The sequence below is a fragment of the Edaphobacter aggregans DSM 19364 genome, from assembly GCF_000745965.1.
Lineage (GTDB): Bacteria > Acidobacteriota > Terriglobia > Terriglobales > Acidobacteriaceae > Edaphobacter > Edaphobacter aggregans.
The window spans coordinates 34,931-51,953 of sequence record NZ_JQKI01000045.1 but is presented as its reverse complement, the minus strand read 5'-3'; the positions used below and the strand labels follow the sequence as shown (position 1 = coordinate 51,953).

The 17,023-nt window shown below is 56.2% G+C and carries 14 protein-coding genes and 1 pseudogene; 8 read left to right on the top strand and 7 right to left on the bottom strand.

Annotated features, from left to right (window positions below):
- Nucleotides 1–845 precede the first annotated feature (845 nt).
- Nucleotides 846–1,760 (top strand): S41 family peptidase, encoded by a 915-nt coding sequence (locus tag Q363_RS45530; RefSeq protein WP_169747024.1) that lies wholly within the window; start codon nt 846–848, stop codon nt 1,758–1,760.
- Nucleotides 1,727–1,990 (top strand): S41 family peptidase, encoded by a 264-nt coding sequence (locus tag Q363_RS45525; RefSeq protein ID WP_035352564.1) that lies wholly within the window; start codon nt 1,727–1,729, stop codon nt 1,988–1,990. The genes Q363_RS45530 and Q363_RS45525 overlap by 34 nt, the downstream gene beginning before the upstream one ends.
- A 385-nt stretch (nt 1,991–2,375) precedes the next feature.
- On the opposite strand, the gene chrA is transcribed toward Q363_RS45525, so the two are convergent.
- Nucleotides 2,376–3,683, bottom strand: coding sequence for a chromate efflux transporter (chrA, locus tag Q363_RS17425; protein WP_245632288.1), 1,308 nt, complete (start codon nt 3,681–3,683; stop codon nt 2,376–2,378).
- 487 nt (nt 3,684–4,170) lie between these two features.
- Here chrA and Q363_RS36230 point away from each other — a divergent pair, with 487 nt between their 5' ends.
- Together Q363_RS36230 and Q363_RS46370 are read left to right on the top strand one after the other, a co-directional pair.
- Nucleotides 4,171–4,794 carry an NAD(P)/FAD-dependent oxidoreductase gene (locus Q363_RS36230; RefSeq protein ID WP_281176019.1) on the top strand — a complete coding sequence of 208 codons (624 nt, stop codon included), beginning with the start codon at nt 4,171–4,173 and terminating at the stop codon, nt 4,792–4,794.
- Complete coding sequence (locus Q363_RS46370) at nt 4,707–5,315, top strand: NAD(P)/FAD-dependent oxidoreductase (RefSeq protein ID WP_157467066.1); 609 nt, start codon at nt 4,707–4,709, stop codon at nt 5,313–5,315. Before Q363_RS36230 ends, Q363_RS46370 begins: the two co-directional genes overlap by 88 nt.
- Before the next feature lie 335 nt (nt 5,316–5,650).
- Here the strand turns inward: Q363_RS46370 and Q363_RS17415 are convergent, their stop codons facing one another.
- A complete protein-coding gene (locus Q363_RS17415; protein WP_035352558.1) occupies nt 5,651–6,385 on the bottom strand; it encodes a GntR family transcriptional regulator in 735 nt (244 codons plus the stop codon).
- A gap of 276 nt (nt 6,386–6,661) precedes the next feature.
- Between Q363_RS17415 and Q363_RS17410 the strand changes: the two genes are divergently transcribed.
- On the top strand, nt 6,662–7,165 hold the full coding sequence (locus Q363_RS17410; RefSeq protein ID WP_051978919.1) for a DoxX family protein: 504 nt from the start codon (nt 6,662–6,664) through the stop codon (nt 7,163–7,165).
- A gap of 908 nt (nt 7,166–8,073) precedes the next feature.
- Here the strand turns inward: Q363_RS17410 and Q363_RS17405 are convergent.
- Complete coding sequence (locus tag Q363_RS17405; protein ID WP_035352555.1) at nt 8,074–8,520, bottom strand: DoxX family protein; 447 nt, start codon at nt 8,518–8,520, stop codon at nt 8,074–8,076.
- A gap of 313 nt (nt 8,521–8,833) precedes the next feature.
- On the opposite strand from Q363_RS17405, the gene Q363_RS17400 reads away from it, so the two are divergent.
- The 3 genes from Q363_RS17400 to Q363_RS17390 all read left to right on the top strand — a co-directional run bounded on the left by Q363_RS17400 (nt 8,834) and on the right by Q363_RS17390 (nt 12,392).
- Complete coding sequence (locus Q363_RS17400) at nt 8,834–9,202, top strand: hypothetical protein (RefSeq protein ID WP_211256223.1); 369 nt, start codon at nt 8,834–8,836, stop codon at nt 9,200–9,202.
- A 164-nt stretch (nt 9,203–9,366) separates the two neighbouring features.
- The gene (locus Q363_RS17395) at nt 9,367–10,989 is read left to right on the top strand and encodes a phytoene desaturase family protein (protein ID WP_051978915.1); all 1,623 of its coding nucleotides are present in this window, start codon (nt 9,367–9,369) and stop codon (nt 10,987–10,989) included.
- Nucleotides 10,986–12,392: an APC family permease gene (locus Q363_RS17390; protein ID WP_035352549.1), complete on the top strand. Its 1,407-nt coding sequence runs from the start codon at nt 10,986–10,988 to the stop codon at nt 12,390–12,392. Before Q363_RS17395 ends, Q363_RS17390 begins: the two co-directional genes overlap by 4 nt.
- Before the next feature lie 76 nt (nt 12,393–12,468).
- Here Q363_RS17390 and Q363_RS17385 read toward each other — a convergent pair.
- The 4 genes and pseudogenes from Q363_RS17385 to Q363_RS17370 all read right to left on the bottom strand — a co-directional run bounded on the left by Q363_RS17385 (nt 12,469) and on the right by Q363_RS17370 (nt 17,017).
- Nucleotides 12,469–13,392: pseudogene (locus Q363_RS17385) on the bottom strand (tyrosine-type recombinase/integrase).
- 461 nt (nt 13,393–13,853) lie between these two features.
- On the bottom strand, nt 13,854–14,534 hold the full coding sequence (locus tag Q363_RS17380) for an ABC transporter ATP-binding protein (RefSeq protein ID WP_035352547.1): 681 nt from the start codon (nt 14,532–14,534) through the stop codon (nt 13,854–13,856).
- Between the two features lie 3 nt (nt 14,535–14,537).
- Complete coding sequence (locus Q363_RS17375) at nt 14,538–15,908, bottom strand: efflux RND transporter periplasmic adaptor subunit (protein ID WP_035352545.1); 1,371 nt, start codon at nt 15,906–15,908, stop codon at nt 14,538–14,540.
- A gap of 5 nt (nt 15,909–15,913) precedes the next feature.
- Nucleotides 15,914–17,017, bottom strand: coding sequence for an ABC transporter permease (locus Q363_RS17370; protein WP_245632289.1), 1,104 nt, complete (start codon nt 17,015–17,017; stop codon nt 15,914–15,916).
- Nucleotides 17,018–17,023 lie beyond the last annotated feature (6 nt).

Here is a 17,023-nt window from a genome sequence, read left to right as displayed (position 1 = left end):
GATTCGTTGCCAATGTCAATGCCTGCAGCATGGGGATGGACCACTTCCAAGCTGAGGTCTTCGCTCTGGATCTTCCGCATTATCTCGCGCCGTTGCTTGCGGTTCATCTCATTCCAATGGCCGCGCGTTGAAGGGTCGGTTGCTTTCTGGATTTTCCCCTGTGGCTTGGCTTTCATGTTAACCTCTCCACGTTGAATTCAACGTGGCCCGGCCCGGTTGGCGAAACTCACTCAGTCTCCCCATCGGGGTCGGCCGTTCTCCTTTTCAGGACAACGCCGCCACCATCTACGCAATCGCCAATACCGGAGCCATGCTTAGGGTCGGGCAGAAACGCTCCAAAGAAACTGCGGCCTTAGCTGCCGGGCCAGGTTGTGACTGAGATTCTAACTGCGTCAAGTCCGCGCCTCTACTACGCCATCGAACTCTGACAGAGTTTCAGGGTCACATAACCACCCCGACGGGGTGGCCCCCGCTCAGGGCTGTATCTGAAGCGTCCGTGGGAAATGGCCGTGTAGCGCCGGCGTGTGTGGACGCTTCGGATACAGCGACTTGAAGGAAGCCGCCCGTCCGGAAGGGGCACGTATGGGATTTCTATGCGACCGGCACTACTGGCGGGAGTCTCGGGAGGGTTTCAAGGTGCGGATGACGGAAGCGGCAGTCTGAGAGGTCGATGGGCTGCGAGCTTCGGTGAGCGATGTGAGCAGGGAGTTGAGATGGTCTGATGAGCCTCAAGGCGTAGTAGGAGCAGGCACGCAGAAGCATGTGAGTGGTCCGAGTCTGTAGCTGAGCGTTCATGCGGACACCTGTCGGTGCATGGCGGAGCGCGGAGCTGTAGCTGCGCTGAGGTGAGTCGTTCGAGGACGAGCTTCGCTCCGCCGCAACGAGGGCACTTCGGGAAGGGACTGCGTTCGCGGTGCCTGGATGATCTGAACCGCTGGTTCTGTTGGTGGGGTCAGACTCTGAAGTGCGCGGAAGCAGAGGGGCAACAGCGCTGCACGTTGCCGGTTGGCGAGGAAGCCGAAGTTGCCCTTAGCGCTACTTATCTCGCGGACGATACGAATGAAGGTCGTCGCTCGATCTTCCAGGATGTGCACGCGGGAGGTGCAGCTTCGCTCGCTGCCATCGAGCCCGGCGACATCCTGTTGCGCGTAGGCGCAGAGGAGATTGTTCCTCCAACGCATCCTACTTTCCCGATGGGGCAAACGACAGAACTCACTGTTCTGAGTGCCGACGGTGAAGAGCGTACGAAGAACGTCACGGTCGCTCGACCCAAAGGCAAGAAACTGCATTTTGTCGAGCCTAAGCTTGTTGTCGGCAATCGTCTTCAAGACGGCATTGGCTACTTAAAAGTGGCAATGTTCCCTGGAATGGTAGGCGTAGAAGTTGCCAATGAGATATCGAGCCAGGTGGAGCAGTTGGGCAATGTCGAACACCTGATTATCGATCTTCGCGGTAATACTGGGGGAGGAATCGGAGCGCTGTGCGTGATGAGTTTGCTGACTCCCAAGCAGATTCCAGTCGGATTCGCGCTCGATCGGAAGTCTGCTCAACAAAACATTGCGGACGCAAAGACCAGCTTCCGGCGCTTCGACAGGATTCCAGCCTCGAAGAACAGGCTATGGCTACTCGCGCTGCGCTATGCGCCCACGCTCGTGAAGAAATCTCCCATCGTCCTGGAGACCGAAGGGCTGGGAGATAAACCTTCCATGGAAGGGTCGTACTCCTGGTGGACCGGCACACGGCCAGTGCCGCCGAAATGATCGTCGCCTTCGCGCAGGAAAACTCGCTCGCCGTAATTGTCGGTGAAAAGAAGGCAGGTCGACTTCTATCTGCCACCTCCGCAAAGGTCGGGCATGGCTACCGCTTAGCCTTCCCCACGTGGGCGTACTACACCTGGAAAGGACGGTTCTTGAAGGCACTCCGATCGAGCCGGACCAAAGCGTTGCGTTCGATTGGCGTGAAGCTCGTCGTGGCAACGACCAGCAATTGAAACACTCCATTGAACTCCTCGAGAAGACACTGACTCGATAGAGTTTCAGAGAGATGCTGGTTTGCAATGGAATGCTGCCAATGAGTGCAAGGCTATGCTGCTACCTGGCAGCATTCCCAATGCATAATTAACCTGCCGCCCGGGTGCAATCCAATCTTGTCATTCAATCCGAATCGGTCTCGATTGCCAAATCCAGCTGTACGAGGCGGCATGGTGACTCCGGTCGGAGCAACAGGCAGTAAGGTGCGGTTTGTTTGCCCGTCACTCGCCCGGAACTCGAAAGGTTGCAGGTTCTCCAATGCGGTTTGGAGCGCTCGCTGAGTGCATCTGCGATTATGCGCCAACCGAACTTCAGAACTGCCGACACCGGGAATGCACGATTCTGTTATAGGCCCAGTAAATAGCGGATCAAGCCGCCCCCAACGCTCAGCAATATCAGGTGAATCACAGTTAGCTTGAAACCCCGGAGTAGCGCAAGCGAAAATATCACGCAGCCCAGGGCGATTGCATCCAGTCGTCTGAGCGCTACTACTCCTGAGGGAAAGAGGACAGCCTTCCCCAGGAAGAGTGTCAGGTCGAGGATCGCGCCGACAACGACAGCAGTGATTAATCCCAAGACGCCCTGAATCGTCGGCTTACCCTGTGTTCGCTCCACCAGCGGCGCGCCGGCAAATACGAAGAGAAAACACGGTAGAAAGGTGTAGAACGTTGTTGCCAGCAGGCCGAGCGTACCCATGCACAGTGAGCCTTGGAAGTGGTTGTACCCGGCCATGAATCCGACAAAAGTCACCACGATGATCAGAGGCCCGGGCGTTGTCTCGGCCAATGCGAAGCCGTCCGTCATCTGGGCTCTGGTCAGCCAGTGCAGCTTCGATACCGTAATGTGCGCTACGTACGGAATGACTGTGTACGAGCCGCCGATGGTCACGAATGCGGCCTTGGTAAAGAACAGCACCAGGCTCTTCCAGAAATGGAAGTCCTCAACAAAGAAGTAGAAGGCACTCAGCGGCAGAAGCCACAGCAGCAGAACGATTGCAGTCAGCTTCGCCGCTGGCGTGAGGAGAGGCGCCGGCTCCGGTGTCATCGAGTTTCGGCTAATGTAATAGCCTCCTTCGTCCTCTTCGGCGCCCACCTCGCCCGGTCTGTGAAGAAGACCCGGCCACAGCTTCCCGAGGACGATTCCAAGAACAACGGCGCCGAGCATCACCTGCAGCAGCGAAACATCAAAAAAACAGATGCAGGCAAACGCGGCTGCTGCGACGCCACCTTGCACAGGTCCGCGCAGAGCCCTTTTGGCAACTCTATGGAGGGCGATGACCACGAGAGCGATGACGGCAGGCTTGAGTCCGTTGAACATCGCTGCGATCCACGGCAGGTTGCCGAATTTGACATAGATCAGGCTCAGGGCGAGAAGCACGAACATGGAGGGCAGAACGAAGAGCGTTCCAGCAACGACTCCGCCTCGCTTGCCATGTAGCTTCCACCCGATATAGATGGCGAGCTGTTGCGCCTCCGGTCCCGGCAGGATCATGCAATGGCTTAGCGCATGGAGGAAACTTCCATTACTGATCCAGCGCTTCTTCTGGACCAATTCGTCATGCATGATGGCGATGTGAGCGGCGGTGCCGCCGAAGCTGATCCATCCCAGCTTGAACCAGAAACGCAGCGCTTCGCTGAAGGTTGGTCGCTGCACAGCAGCGAAAAGTTCATCCTGCGGCATGACTGGTCCGAAGGACGGGGCTGTTACATTGACGCCAAAATCTGTCAGAGGCGGTAACCATTATGACATTATAACGTCATAAATAAGTCTAGGAAAACAGTCCGAGCGCAAGCATCTGTTGCTTGGTCCAGTCCCAGCAAGTGATTTCAAAAGGAAGCATTTGAGTATGCATGACATTCGCAAACCACTGCGAATATGGACGGATCGAAAGGGATGCCGCAATGAGGCCAAAGATATTGATTCTGGGTGGCGGATTCGCCGGAGTCGAAGTAGCACGTGAGCTCGAGAAACTCCTCTCTCCGGACGAGGCGATACTCCAACTGGTCAGTCGGGATAACTTTGCCCTCTTTACGCCAATGCTTCATGAAATCCCAGCGAGCGATCTCGACATCTCGACAGTTGCGAACCCTATTCGCAAGTTGATTCGACGTACTGAATTTATTGTGGCAGATGTTGAAACATCGACACCGATAACAAGAGCGTCAAGGTCATGCATGGCTTCGAGCGGCGCAGTCACAGCCTTACATACGATCATCTGGTACTTGCCTTAGGATCGGTCCCGAATTTTCATGGCATGGCAGGCCTGGAACAACGCGCTCTCACTATGAAATCACTTGAGGACGCAATCCTACTTCGTAACCGCATGATTGCGCATCTGGAAGAAGCAGATCCACTTTATTCTGTATCTTCCCGACATGATCTCTTGACTTCGGTTGGTGCTGGGGGCGGGTTCGCCGGCGTGGAGACTGTCGCGGGCATTCACGATTTCATGCAATCCGCGATCCGTTCCTACTCCAATCTGGACCCGCTCCAGATTCGTGTCGTACTAGTTCATGCGGGAGCACACCTGCTGCCCGAGCTCGGCGAGCAGCTCGGCCGCTACGCAGAGAGGAAACTGCGTGAACGTGGCATCGAAGTCCTCACGCAGCGAAGGCTGAGGTCGATCACAGACGCAGGTGTAACTCTCGACGACGGTATGTTCATTGGGACAAGTTTGTGGTCTGGGCTGCGGGGAACTCTCCTTCCCCCGTCGTTGCGGGGTTGCCGTTTGCTAACCGAGGCGGTCGAATTGATACCAACCTGATGTTACAGGTTGAAAGAAAGGAAGGAGTTTGGGCTCTGGGGGACTGCGCATCTATTCCTGACGGAAATTGTGGCTTTCACCCGCCCACTGCTCAGCACGCGCTGCGCCAAGCGAGGACGGCCGCGAGAAACCTTGTTGCTTCAATACGAGGCGAAGCTCTTAAACCCTTTTCGTTCAGAACGATCGGCCAGCTGGCCGCAATTGGACGTCGGACCGGGGGTCGGCCAGCTCTTCGGTCGACGTTTCTCAGGTTTTATCGCTTGGTGGATGTGGAGGACGATCTATCTCAGCAAACTGCCGGGGCTCGAAAAGCGTCTTCGTGTGGTTTTTGGATTGGACTCTCGATCTCGTCTTCGCAAAAGATACGGTTTCAGTACACGTCCTTTCGCGCATTCTCACAATCGTCGTCGCCATTCCACGACCCGGAACAGTCGCCGCATGACTCTGAACTGGATCCGCCGACACCCATTGGGCTCCGTCCAGGCGGATCCACAATCTGGAAAGCAGAGCCAATCGACTGATGTAGCAGCACTTGCAAGTGCTGCAGAGCGACAGCAGATATAAGCGGATAAGGCGGCGATAGGGTGACTATCCACTGAAAACTTCCCTGTACTTCAAAGATGGTTGCCGTCTAACGATCCTTGCTCGCAGAGGCCGGGTCAGCACAGTACGCAAGTTTTTGCGGAAGAAGCAAGCTGCAGGGGTGTCACCCACTATAGGAGAAGCAAAGATCGAAGCTACTCGTCAAACAAAAAGAAGTGTCGGACGACTTGGAGCGAAACGCACAGACGGCGGAGTTCACCGAACTGCGCGCACCGCAGGGGACGGGAAAGACAATCTCCGGGTTGTGAATTTACTACTTCGCAGCCTTCCTCGCCAAGCGCGTCACAAAGCGGATCAAATCACCCCTGTAGTGAAGCCTCTCGTAGTCGACTGGATGATTGTTCCTTGAGTAGGAATTTCTTTCGATTCGAAAAATGGGACTGCCCACCTTCATTTCCAAAGCCTCTGCGACGTTGGCTTCCGCCAGAACTGCCTCCAACTTGTATTCGGCCTCAACGAGGGGCACGTTGTACTTTCGTTCCAGCAGAGAAAATATCGGTTCAACTTTGAGATTGTCTTTCATGATCTTCTTGCCGATTTCGAGAGGAAGGTAGGTCTCATCAAAAGACAAAGGAAAGCCATCAGCTAACCGCACCCGACGAATTCTGACCACGCGCTCCCCTTTGGTCAGAGCAAGCTGCTTCGCAACACTTGCATTGGCAACGACGATTTCTTTTGAGATCACGCGAGCCGACGGCTTGCGACCGAGCGCTTGCATATCCTCTACAAATCCGGTCAGTTCAGTGAGTTCCTGCGTGATCCGAGGTTTGGCAACGAACGTACCCTTGCCACGGCGAATCTCGACGAGGCCGCGACCGACGAGGTTTTGAACTGCACGTCGAACCGTGATCCTGCTGACCTCAAACCGCTGAATCAGTTCATCTTCAGTTGGAAGTTGCTCGCCTACGCCCAACGCCCCGTTGCCAATTTCGGATGCAAGCACTGTTTCAACCTGTGAATAGAGCAGAGAATCCTGAGTGGCAGCCATTAATACATCATATGCTTATATTGTCTGAGACTGCCCCCGAAGCAGGTTCCCCAGAATCTGCTTCTTATACTCCTTACATTAACGACGCGCCCTCACATCGGCGTTTCCAATGGCGGTACACACCGGTAAACAGAGAATTCGAATAATCATCAAAAATCTGTCACCTTTGACTGGTTATAACGTCATATTGTCAAGAGCGATGACGGGTGCCGTAGATATCCTGCGATGCCGAGTCACGGGCTTATGAAATCAAATGACTGGGAGAGTTGCGAGCATATGAACACATTGCGCCGAGCGCCTGAAGAAGCATCGTCCATTGGAAACAGAGTTTCGTTCGCCCGCTGGGCTCCTATTCCGGCGCGTCTTATCGTTGGGTACGGGTTCATGGCCCATGGTTTTGCCAAGTTGAATAAGGGGCCAGACGCCTTCGCGGGTATTCTCCACGCGATCGGTGTGCCCGGGCCCCATATGATGGCTTGGTTAACCATCCTCGTCGAGATCTTCGGAGGCCTGGCTGTGATCCTGGGCGCATTCGTGTGGCTTGCCAGTCTGCCAATGGCCGCGGTCTTATTCGTAGCGATAATAACCGTGCATCTGCCTTACGGATTCAGCTCGATCAAGATTATGAGTGTGACGAACGGCCGCGCCCAGTTCGGACCGCCGGGCTATGAATGTGACCTTCTGTACATCGCCTGCCTCGCTGCCTTAGTCCTGGGTGGCTCCGGCCCCTTCTCGATAGATGGGTATATCAAAGACAGGAAAAACAGCAGGCAGAAGTAACAGCGGTGTGTTCAGAGGGCTAGCCAAAGAAACGAGAAAATCCATATCCATGTCTGAGGACCACTGTAACCAAACAGCATGCGTGGGACTCTAAGGCTAAGGAAGTGCACTTCCAAAGGCCAAAGCAAGGAGTTGCAGCGGCAATGCTAATCGTGATGGCGGTGATCGGCTTCATGGGCCCCCGCACGCGTGGGCTCGCGCTGGAGAAGATCTCTCATTGACGCGTCAGTAGCCAACCGACTCTTTGCGCTCTTCTACTCTCTATCAGAAAACTTCGGATGGCCCCTCAACTAACCAGTCGGAAGCTCCATATGTCGAGCCTTGGATGCGGGAATAAACCTTCTTCCTGCGAGTTATCCCGGGTGTTGCAGACGACATCTACCAAGCCAGAAATAGATCGTTGAACTGAGCGTTTCAAATAATAGGAGGTTATTATCCAGCGTCGTCCTTTCCTGTCACTTGCGATCACGGCAGCATCTGCTGCTGCCTGTGTCAATCACCTACGCCTAACAGCCCCTCTCTAATTCATCCGGTACTGTCTGGCGAGGACCGTCTAGATGAAGCTCACAGCTTCGGAATTACATCGATCGCCTTTAAGGTTCTTACTCGAGACACAAACAGTGAGTTGTTCATCATCGAGCACACTACCCGCCAGAAGGGCGGCCCTCCTCATCATATTCATCCGCATCAGGGCTTTTCGCGAACTGTCCCAAACTGCCTGTTCCTAGTCGGAGAAGGGATTGCTCCCGGTTAGTCGGCAAACCTTCCCTAATCGGTAAGCTAACGTTTGCCCGTCGCTCGCAATTCTGTGGAAACTCGCAGCGCCTGCCAGGCACTCCGGGGAAATCTCGCGAATCGGATTCGAGCAAATATCAAGAAGTCCATAGAAAGTGAGCCAGCACCAGGCTTCACTTACCGGCAACAAAAACCGCGATTGTCGCCGCCAAGAACACGATTTGCAGGAGTGCTCGAGGAAGCAACGGTTCCACGGGCCGACCTGCAATAGTCAGGCGCTGTCGAGCTGCATGGATGTTTGCCGGGAAGACTGCCACTAGCATGATCGCCAGTCCCAACGCGGCGTACGGCGCCACCTTCGTCAGCACCAGGCCAATCGCGCCCAAAATTTCCAGAACTCCAGTCACGGTGACCAGAAGATCCGGTCGGGGAAAAGAAGTCGGAACCATCCGAATAAGATCTTGGCGACGTTTGCCCCAGTGTGCCGAGGCCGTCAGCAAGAACATACCCGCGAGCGCAAGACGCAAGGATGTCCACCAACCAAACGCGACAGGAATCCGAAAATGACCCAGAATGCTGAGCAACGCGAACAGCGTGACAAGAACGATGAAAGGTGCCATCAGATCTTATAGCTTTCTAGTCGAGGTTGAGGCAATCCAACCAGATTGCGTGCAAGTGCTCAGCGGGTCAGAGCTCCTTGGCCATACATTCCGAGTTCTGGGCGTGCGGTCGGCCACACGGAAGTCCGGCCAGTCATGGCGGAATTATGTTTGCCTATCTGCCAAGAAGCGAGGCATCTGCTTGGCCATGCATCTGTTCTGAAAACGGAGCGCTATCTCGGATACCGACAAAACCTGGGCAACCGCTAAATGGATGCTCGCTATGCACAGGACAACCGGACGGAGATAAAATGTCGCATTGGAGGGCCGGAACATGACCAGCTTATCCAGTCGGGCAGTCTCAGGCTCCGGCACTGCGATGCGAGACTTGAAATGGTCGCCAACGGAGAAAACCATCGCTCGAAAGGCCTTCGACCGGGCGCTTGGGCGGGAGCTGGAGGCGGTCATCTTAGAAGCCAAAAGCAAGGCTGCGAATATCCAAGAGCCGTCCGGCCTCTGGGAACTGGAACAGTACCTCACTCAGCGCCGCCAGGAGATCGACCGCAAGTACGACTACCGCGACTCTGTCCTCCCGCTCGTCCTCGCAAACCTCCTCCGCGGTGGCCGCCTCAACGAGAACGAGCTGCACGGCCTCGGCGAAGATAAGCTCGACTACATCCACCACGCAGCCGTGCACCTTTAAGGCCCTCGTCCGTAAATACATCTTGCCGTGGAGTACGAGATACAGGACGCCGCATCTGTGCCGTCGGCTTCGTTCAAGTCGGGCAAAGTGACTGTAATCCATATAATGTCGCGGAGAATCGTTTTCTTCTTTGCTATCGGAAGCCGGGCGTAGATACTGCCATTATGTCCGCGACGGCAGCAATCTTGGGCAAGGTCGGGCTTCCAGCACCACTCAAGGAAATTGCCGCGCGTCGCTGGGATGTGATCGTGATCGGGGCAGGTCACAACGGGTTGGTGTGTGCCACTTACCTGGCGCGAGCGGGTCAACGGGTGCTCGTGCTGGAAAGCCGCGAACGAGTCGGAGGTGCCTGTACGGTCGAAGAGCCGTTTCCTAATGTCCGGATGTCGCCCTGCGCATATCTTGCCGGACTGCTGCATCCGCTGGTGATTAAGGAACTTGGACTGCCCAGCCGCGGCTTTGATTGGACGCCGGCTGCAAACGGCCTTTTTGTGCCCTTCCTGGACGGCAGCAGCATCCAGCTTTGGGACGACGACACTCGATGCGAAGAGGAGGTTCGCCGCTTCTCGTCCAGAGACGTCGAAGGCTGGCGCGCGATGAATGACGTGATCCGCAGATTGCGAGATGCGCTTCGGCCTGCGAGCGGTTTTTTTGCCGACAACCCACACGAGGCCTCAAGAGATTTATGGATAGGCGATGCGCCCACGCAAGAGCGACTCGAAGATCTTCTTGCAGGCGACACAGAAGCGTCCAATCTTCTTTTCAACTGGTCGATGGTGGAGTTCGTCGAGCGCTATCTTATCGACGAACAGTTGCAGTCTGCCTACCTCGGCCAAGGAGTGATCGGCACGAACGCGAGTCCCTTTGATGCTGGAACAGCCTCCATTCGCTTCCATCACTCCTCAGGCCGGCTCGGCGATATGCCGGGCATGTGGGGCTATGTGAAGGGTGGCATGGGAATGGTGTCCTTCTACTTCTGCGATGCTGCCCGCGAGGCCGGTGCGGTCGTGGCTGCGGGCGTACATGTGACGCGCATTCTGCCCGAAGAAGGCGTGCTACTCGAAAGCGGAGAACACATCACCGCCCCAGTTATCGTCTCGAACGCCGACCCGATCCGCACACTGCGCATGTTAGATGCGTTTGCAGATTCAGCCTGGGCTGAGAGAGTGCGCTCGGTGCCCATCGAGGGATGCACGGTCAAGCTAAACGTATTGCTCCGGGAGCTGCCGAACTTCACTGCCCGGCCGGGAATTCTAGAGCCGCATCACTATGGCCAGATCAATGCTCCGTTGATGAAGACTGAGTGGAAGGCGAGTTATGCCGCAGCTCGGGCCGGACGCCTTCCAGAGCAACTCTGGGGCGAGCTTTACTTCCAAAGCGTGCATGATGCAAGCGTGGTTCCAGAAAGTCTGCACACCATGAGTGTCTTCGCGCAATATGTGCCGTATACGTTTGCATCGGGCAGTTGGGATGAACATCGCAGCGAAGTCAAGACCCTGGCATTGGGTTCAATCGGCCGTTTCTGCAGTAATCTACAAGAGGCCGTTGTCGATGCGCAGGTGCTCGGACCTCCGGACATCGAGCAGAAGGTCGGTCTCACCGGTGGACATATATTCCAGGGCGAGTGCCTTCCCGCCTACATGTGGAGCAACCGCCTAACAGCGAGAACTCCGATGAAGGGCGTCTACTTGTGCGGTGCCTGCACATACCCCGGCGGCAGTGTCATCGGGATAAATGGGCGAAACGCTGCGATGGCAGTATTGCGCGATCTGAATGGCGCCCGATGAGCAACCCCGACCCGGGTGAGAAACAACTGCTGAAGCGCGAGTTGGGCTTTTTCGACCTGACACTGTTCTACATTGCGGGCGGATTGAGCCTGCGTTGGATAGCAACAGCTGCGGCCGCCGGTCCCAGCACGATCCTGGTCTGGATTTTCGCGTGTCTTTTCTTCTTCGTTCCCCTCGCTGCGAGTGTGCTCGAGCTTTCGGCGCGCTATCCGCAGGAAGGCGGGCTCTACGTCTGGACTCAGCGAGCGTTCGGTGACTTCTCCGGCTTCCTTGCTGCTTGGGCCTATTGGATGAGTAATCTTCCCTATTTCCCTGCGGTGCTCTACTTCGGTGCGGGCAGCCTGCTGTTCGCGTTTCCGCACGGTCAGAGGCTTAGTAGTAGTGGCATCTACTATCTCTTGTTCGCACTGGGGTGTCTTGGGCTCATTACAATACTCAACGTCCGTGGGCTGAAGTTTGGAAAATGGCTAAACAGCCTTGGCGCATTTGGCAGCTGGGTTCCGATCATCATTCTTGTGGTGCTCGCGGGCATTAGCATTTACCGGTTTGGGTCCGCTACTGAGTTCACCGCAATGAGCATGACTCCCCACGCCGCTCTAAAAAATGCGGTCTTCTGGTCGACAATTTTCTTCGCATTTGGTGGCTGCGAGACGGGCTCCTTCATGAGCGAGGAGATTAAGAATGCCCGCCGCACTATCCCCCGTGCACTGATAGTCTCGGGGATAATTCTTGCTTTTAGTTATATCGTCGGAACGATCGCGCTGCTTATCGCGTTGCCAAGCACGGAAGTTAGCGGAGTGGGCGGTTTCCCAAGTGCCATCCAACTGATGTGCTCAAGGCTCGGTGTTTCGTGGATCGCCGTGGTAATCGCGCTTCTCGTCGCTCTAAACAGCATCGGGGGAGCAGCTTCTTTTCTTTCATCCACCTCGCGGCTACCGTTTGTGGCTGGAATTGACCGCTACCTGCCCCAAGCCTTCGGACGCGTTCATGCAAAGTGGGGTACACCGTGGGTTGCGGTTATTTGCTATGGTCTCGCAGGAATGCTCTGCGCGTTGCTCAGCCAGGCTGGCAGTAGTGTGCAAAGCGCGTACGACCTGCTCGTCAGCATGTCCATCATCACGTACTTTATCCCGTTCGTATTCCTATTCCTCGCGATGATACGACTGCAACGCGAGCCCGTTCCGCATGGAGCGACGCGGCTTCCGGGAGGGAAGCCTGTCGCCGTTGTCCTTGCTTCGGTGGGCCTAATAACGACAATGCTGACGATTGTCCTAGCCATTGTTCCACCCAACGATGAGCCCCACAAAGGGACTGCGATCGCTAAAATCATCGGCTCGACGTTCCTGCTCATTGGCGCTGGAGTAGCTATTTTTCTCCGTACGAGGTGGCGGAGGAAAACGTAAAAATGAATAGTCGTTTAGTCAGCAACTCTTCCAGAACCTCCCAGCGACTCAGCTATTTGGTTCGATTCCGATGCGATCATTGACCGCCGACCGAATCCGCTGCTTGCAGCCAAGGTATCGCTGTCGTTTGAACCGAGACATGTCCCAGCAGGAACTGGATCTGCTCCAGTTCGCCTCCTGAAGCGTGGCACAGACGAGTGCACGTCCGCCGCAGGTCATGAGGGGCCAGTTTAGGCCTACCGATCCTTTTCGCGCAATCCTTCACAATGTGCCAGATCGACCTTTCCGTCATGCAGTCTCCCTATGTCCGCCCCATCCTGGTGACCCTGCGAAAGATCCTGCCCCGGGCAATTCCAGCCGCCTCCAGCCACTCGTCCAACTGCCCTTTCACCCAGTCAGGGATCGGAACCGTTCGGACGTGTCCTGCCTTACCCAACAAATCGACAATCGCCCAGTGTTCTTCGCGTTGCTGTAGATCATCAATCCTCAGGCCAACCGCTTCGTGCCGCCTCAGCCCACACGCTAGCAGCAACGCAAGAAGTGCTCGGTCCCGCTTCCCTTTGAGACCCTGGTTACCTGGCGCTTGCCAAAGAGAGTGAGCCTGCTCGACAGTCAACCAGTTTCCAAGGCGAACACCCAGTTTCTTCACACCTTTGACGCGCCGAATGCCAGCCGCGAGGTCCGAACTGAGCAGACCGCAATCGGCAGCTTCGTACGCGAGTCGCCGCACAGCGCCCAGGCGCAGGTTGACGGTTCCTGGAGCCAGTTGCAGGGATTCCAGATAGCTCCTGTACCGTAAGACCACGATCCGATTGAATGCCAGACGGGGCTCAGAGCAATACCAGTCAACGAGCTCGTCGATGGCATGGCGATACCCGCGCTGGGCATCGGCACTGGTCAGGCTGTTCAGGACTGCGGTCTTGGCATGTTCAAGATCGGGGAGGCGCGAGACAGTCCTGGCTTTCTTGCGATTGACTCGGGAGCGCGGCGTCTGCTTCATGGTCTGTGGCCTCCGTGCCACCAAACCATGGTCCGACGTCCAGCCTTGCAGTTCTGTCCTGTTTACCGCTAGCCAAGATCGGAAGCGCCTCACGCACGATACCTCACTGGGGTTGAGTTGCTCAAGCGAGGCGCTTTCGATTTGGAGGCAAGAACGAAGCCGCAGGCGCCGCGGCCGCTGCGGCTTCGTTCTTACCCGTCAACCGGGGCGGAGGTAGGGAGTTGGAGAACGAACCGAGATAACTTCCGCTATGCCGCTTTGTCAGTACAAATCTGCAAAGAGACATGATTCCGGCACGAAGCTATCTTTGCACCATCGAAAAGCATTTGCGTGATGAGAGTCGAAGCGTTGCCTGGGATAGGGCAACACACAAAGCAAAAACCCTCGACAATCAATGCTCCGGCGGCGGCGAATCCGTCGGAGGCCAATGTAAAGGAACCCAGGGCGAACTCCGAGAAACCTTAGCAATCGAGCAGCCGTCCCTTCTCAAGGTGGAGAGTCCGGTTGGCGAACTGTGCCGCGTGACTGTCGTGGGTGACCATCACGATGGTTTTATCGAATTCCCGATGAAGTTGCTGCATGAGCGCCAGTACGTCCTGGGCGGAAGAAGCGTCTAGGTTCCCGGTCGGCTCATCTGCAAGGATCAGATCGGGATCCGTTACCAGGGCGCGTGCAACAGCGACGCGTTGCTGCTGCCCGCCGGATAGCTGATGCGGCAGATGGTCCATGCGATCTCCCAGACCCACTAGGTTCAATGCGGTCTTTGCATGCTTCTGCTTCTCTTTCTGCCTTAGCGACGTAAGGTTTAAGGGCAATTCGACATTCTCAAGGGCCGTCAGCACTGATATGAGATTAAAAAACTGAAAGACAAACCCGACATGAGCATTTCGCCAACGGGCAACCTCGCGATCTTTCATGGATTCGAGCCTGCTGCCCAAGACCCTGATTTCGCCTGTAGTTGGCATATCCATGGCGGCCACCAGGTGAAGCAGCGTCGATTTTCCGGAGCCTGATGGACCCATCAGGGCAACAAAATCGCCGTTCGGAACGGTAAGGCTGATGCCGTCCAGCGCGGTGACGCTGAATTCTTCGTGGGTATAGGTTTTTGTCAGGTCTCTTGCTTCGATAGCGATATCACTCATGGGTTATTCCTTCTTTCCAGTTTTGACTGCCTGGCCTTCCCTGAGACTGGCAGGCGGGTTGACGATGAGCTGATCAGCCTCCTGCAGCCCCTCAATTATTTGCACTGCATCCGCAGAAGCGGCGCCGGTGCGGACCTTGTGGTATGCTGCCTTGCCGTTCACGACGACGAAGACTCCAAGATCGCGGAGCGCGGTCTTCGGCACGGAGATAACCGGCAACGCTCCTCCGGATTGCTTTTGCGCAGCGACCGCGACGAATGCTACCGAGGCGTTCATATCGGGCCGCAGGAGGTGATCGGGATCGCGTATCTTGACCTTCACTTCGACGGTCGCCTTCTGGCGGTTGGCAACAGGCGAGATTTCTTCAATTTCGCCTTCGTATCTCCGATCCGGATAGGCGTCCGTCGTGATGACGGCAGGCTGGTCCTGCACAAGACGGGAAAAGTCATTCTGGCTGATGTCGAGTTGCACCTGGAGCTGATGCAGGTCAGCGAGAGAAACGACATATCCTCGCGCGCCGTTGTCGCTTACAAAACCGGTGGTGACAAACTCACCTGGCTCGACATTTCTTTCGAGGATGGTGCCTGCGACGGGCGCTCGAATGACTGTGTTCTGAAGCTGCGTGCGGGCATACGCAAGCGTGCCCTCAGCTTGTTCCAACTGTCCCCGGGCTGCGTCGATCTCTTCGGAGCGCGGGCCCACACGTGCGAGGTCGTAGCTGCGTTCGAGTGACTTGAACTTTGCCTCTCCCTGATTGAATTTGGCAGTCGCATCATCAAGAGCTTGCCTCGAGAGAACCTGCGCCTCTGCCAACCGGCGGGTCCTCTGCAAGGTGACGCGGGCATTCTCCATCTCCGATTGCATCTCGGCCATGTCTGCATTGGCCTTCGCGATCTCCTGCGGCCGCGACCCGTTTTGCAATTCGGCCAGTTTTGCCTTGAGGTAGTTAATCTGGCCGACGGCTTCCTGCACTTTGGCCTGGTACTCATCGGACTCGAGACGCACCAGCATCTGTCCAGCGCTCGCTTGATCGCCCTTGCCAACGCCGATCCATGCCACACGTCCATTTACCTTGGTTGCGACGTCAATCTTATGCGCGGGGACGATGTAGCCGGTCGCATTCAAGATAACCTCGCCGCCACTGCCACCAGTCACGTTTTCCGCGTGCACCGTCGTGACAGCTACTTGCAGTGCAGGTGACCGGGTAGCGAGGAAGATCGCACCTGAAACGCATACAACCAGAAGTGCCGCTCCGGCGAGCAACAGCCTTTTACCGCCGGGCAATAGTTTTCGGCTGCCGTCATGAGGCTTTTTCTCCGACGGCTGTTTGTCAGAGGAGCGATCAATCCGCAAATGCTTAAGATCCACGGTCATGGAGGTTAGTTCTCCGTTAGCGCGGCAAGGATTTCTTTCTTAGCGCCTGCGCGAGCCGGGACAAATCCGCCGGCGAGGCCAAGCAGCATCGCAAACGTGATCCCAGCAATGGCTGTCGTCAAGCCGACGTGAAAGCGAAACTGTATTTCACTGAATGTTGCAAAGTTGCCGATGCCGGTCGTGATGTAGTTCAAAGGGAGACTGGCGATACAACCAACGATGCCCGCCATCGATGCGAGCAGGAGAGATTCGATCATGAAGCTCAGCATGACTTGGAAGCGTGAAAACCCAAGGGTTCTGAGTGTGCCGATCTCGCGGCCTCGCCGTGCTACCGCGGCATACATTGTGTTCATTGCCGCAAAGCTGCTTCCCACCGCCATGATGAAAGCGATGAAGATGCCGCTGGCTTCCAGCAGAACGCCGGAGGAGGTCTGTTTCGCGTAATACTCTTTTTCGGAAGTGGCGGATAACCCGAGGCTGCGGTCCTCGCCGATAGCAGCAATGAACCGGGCCATCGCGGCGGGATCTGTCGCGCGCACCAGGATGGAACTGAGCGAAGCCTGGCGATTGTAATCGGAGCTCATCTGATTGACATCACCCCATATCTCGCTGTTCAGCGCGGAGTCGCCGCCATCCATCACCCCAACGACCTGCCAAGTGCCTCGTCCAAAGTTCAGGCGATGGCCAATTGCGGCATCGGGATAACGCGCAGAGATCGATTTGCCTACCACTACTTCCCGCTGCCCTGCCTGGAACCAGCGCCCTTGCATCAGAGGAGCACCGCGCATGTCTACACCCACGCGAGACAAGCCCCGGAGTGTCACATTCATCCCTCGCGCGAGTTTGGGGCTTGGGAGGTTGATGACAGTGACCATCTCAAGAGATGCCAAAGGCGCGCCGTTTGCATCTTCCGCTATACCGGGAAGAGCCTGCAACTGGGAGAACGTCTCGGGCGTAACCGCGCTGGCGAGCTCCGAGGTGCTGCCCTTACGTAGCGCCAGGATTTGAAGAGGATCCCCTGTGCTTGTGAAAGCCTTTCGCAGGCCGTCGACAAGAGCAAGCGATGCTATCAGCACAAAGACCGTTATGGCAATGCCCAACACGGTCATCAGAGT